This is a genomic window from Inconstantimicrobium porci, assembly GCF_009696465.1.
In the GTDB taxonomy this organism is placed as follows: Bacteria; Bacillota; Clostridia; order Clostridiales; family Clostridiaceae; genus Inconstantimicrobium; species Inconstantimicrobium porci.
The window spans coordinates 1-2,760 of the sequence record NZ_VULX01000061.1; the positions used below are offsets into that span (position 1 = coordinate 1).

General features: G+C 29.2%; 2 protein-coding genes and 1 pseudogene. 1 reads left to right on the forward strand and 2 read right to left on the reverse strand.

The window, feature by feature from the left end:
• A pseudogene (locus FYJ33_RS16100) lies at positions 1-214 on the forward strand (hypothetical protein); the annotation flags it as partial.
• Here the strand turns inward: FYJ33_RS16100 and FYJ33_RS15845 are convergent.
• The gene (locus tag FYJ33_RS15845) at positions 211-1,242 is read right to left on the reverse strand and encodes a YcxB family protein (protein ID WP_154532911.1); all 1,032 of its coding nucleotides are present in this window, start codon (positions 1,240-1,242) and stop codon (positions 211-213) included. The pseudogene FYJ33_RS16100 and the gene FYJ33_RS15845 overlap by 4 nt on opposite strands.
• Before the next feature lie 108 nt (positions 1,243-1,350).
• A partial coding sequence (locus FYJ33_RS15850; protein WP_154532913.1) for an SH3 domain-containing protein occupies positions 1,351-2,760 on the reverse strand: 1,410 nt, incomplete at its 5' end.

The window sequence follows — 2,760 nt, forward strand, 5'->3', positions numbered from 1 at the left end:
ACATATATTAAATATTGGAGTTATGGATAATACGCCTGCTAGCAAACTTATAAGAAACATTTTTTTTAGCTTTGTAGAGTTTGAAAGAGAGATGATAGTAGAGAAATCTCCGTATGGAAATGGTATTTATAATGTTACAAAAATAACTGAAATAATCAAAAGCACCTTAAGTAGAAATCTGTACAAATTTCTACTTAAGGTGCTTTTGATTTAATTTGCTTTTAATAACCTTTTTAAATTAAAATCCTTTTTGTTTCCTTTTTTAACTTCATTAATATTCAGTAATCTAATTATTTTTTTTTGTTCTTCGTTATTCATAATATATACAGGAATAATAGAATCATCTTTTGTTATAAAGAAAATACTATTATTTATAATTCTGTAGACTTGTATATCATTCCATGGAATCAATATATTTTTTCCTGTTAACCCATCTGTTTTTATAACTAAATTCTTCTGGAATTTATAATATGATTGGAGTTTCTTAGCTTCATGTAATATTGGTCCTAATCTGTCATAAATTTTAGGTGCTACATATAAAGAAACTAGTATATTAAACATAAGCATAGGCACTAAAACTTCAGAAGGTATATTAAATGCTATAGCTGACAGCATAGATAACATGAAAATCACAAAAGTTAGTGATGTTACGGCTATTATGCGAAGTATACGAAAAGTTTTATAATTTTCATAAAGTAGTATTGCAAAACTCTTATCTATTGCAGTCTGCTGCATGGTATTTATTTTTGAGTTAGTAACCGTATTTTTCTGTATAAGTGCAATAAATTCATCAAACATATTATTATCAAAAGCTCTTTTAGGAATAATAAGTGAATCTGTGTAGCTAAATTTTATGTAAATTTTATCATTATAAATTATATATTTATTTATTTTATTAATGGGTTCAGAAATTTTTTTTGATCCTATAGTAATTAGTAAAGTATGCTCACTTAATGCTATATGTTTTACTTGTAAATACTTTTTATGTTTTTTAACAATAATCTTTGAAATACGAAGCAATATATTTACTTTATATAGGATTATAAATACAATTATTATTATTGCTTCAATGATCAATTCTAATATGTTAGTTTTATAACTTAAGTGTACTAATAAGTCACTTATAATACATAATCCAACACAAAAAATAATATTTAATTTGTTACGCTTAGTTCTATTAAGATAATCTAGGTCACACCGTAATAATTCTTCTTCCAAAGTATTTATGAATTGTATATTCATAATTAACATCCTTTCATTAAAATAAGCTAAAATAATATTTGATATTATTTTAGCTTATTTTTACATGAAAGTAAATATATCCTTTCGTAAAAGTATTATTAGTTTTATCTAAAACCTAGTAGGCAAATAATTATTAGCTGTAGTAAACAATTTTGTAAGAATTGCAGTTACTGCTGCAGTTGTAGCTTCTGGGAACATAACAATACAAAAAACTCCAACAGCCACACCTACTACAATTGTAGTAGCAACTGGATGTTCTTTCATTATATCTATTCCTCTCTCTGCATAAGCTGTAATAGCTTTATATGCTGAATAAACAGGAGCATAACTTTTAGCAACCTCGGGTTCAGCTAATGGCTTCTTTAAATCAACTTTTATGTTACAGTATAATTTTGAATTCTTATAAATACCTACTAGTGGAACTGATATTTCCATCTCAACAGACTGATCAGGATTTATTTTTATAGATGTATTTCCGTAATCTATAGTTGCTGCCATACTGCCTAATTCTGATTGTATATTAGCATATTGATTAATTGGAATACATGCAGAAAGTGAACTTTTGCCATTTGAAAATTCAGCACTAAAAGGACAGTTACTATTACCTACTGACAATTCACTTGAAAATCCAATAGATGCAGTTATTACATACAGAGGAGTTGTAATAGTACAAGCTGTTCTATCAGCCTTTACTGTAGTTTTAAATCCTAATTTACCTAAAAGTGAATTAAAATCATATAATGCTTTATCTAAACTCTTTCCATCAGGAGAAACAGGCGTAGGATCTTTTTTTGGTGAAGTTTGGATGTATTTTTTACTTACATATCCATATCCAGAACCAAAATTTATTTTGTACCATTCTCCATTTTCAGCAACTATATCGACTGTATCTTCACCATACAGTTTTCCTATTGAATCATAATTTGTTCCAGGTCCTTTCCTTACATTAAGATTTGACTGAACATTAATAACAGTACCTGTTGCAGTACAATTTACATCAGTTAATGAAGAACCACCAGTGCTGCTTCCTCCTGATGCTGAGCCTCCACTTGTGCCAGTTATTGCAGTTATTGCATTTATTACTTTACCTGCATAATTACCGTTCACAGCATCTGAAGGACTATAGCATGAACTTGGTAGTTCAATTAATGCTGCATTACAGCCTATTGAATGTGCCCATGTTATCAGGAATCCATTCTGATATGTGCCGTTGTAATTATGAGCAAATCCAAATTGATTCTGGAAACATTGAGATATTGTAGCATTTCCTATTGTACTGCCTTCCCATCCGTGAAGATCTATAACATCAGTTTGTCCAGATGTTTTACTCTTAATTCCTGCTATAAAGTCATGAAGTTTTTTGGATTCATTTACACTTAATGGATTTGTACCTGTCCAATTTCTTGATGTTCCATATGGAGTAAAGCCTATTGGGAAGTCTCTATTACAGTCAACTCCTCCAACTACTGAACATCTTCCTGCCCCGTTGTTAGAGATACCTTCTGATAATCCATCTGG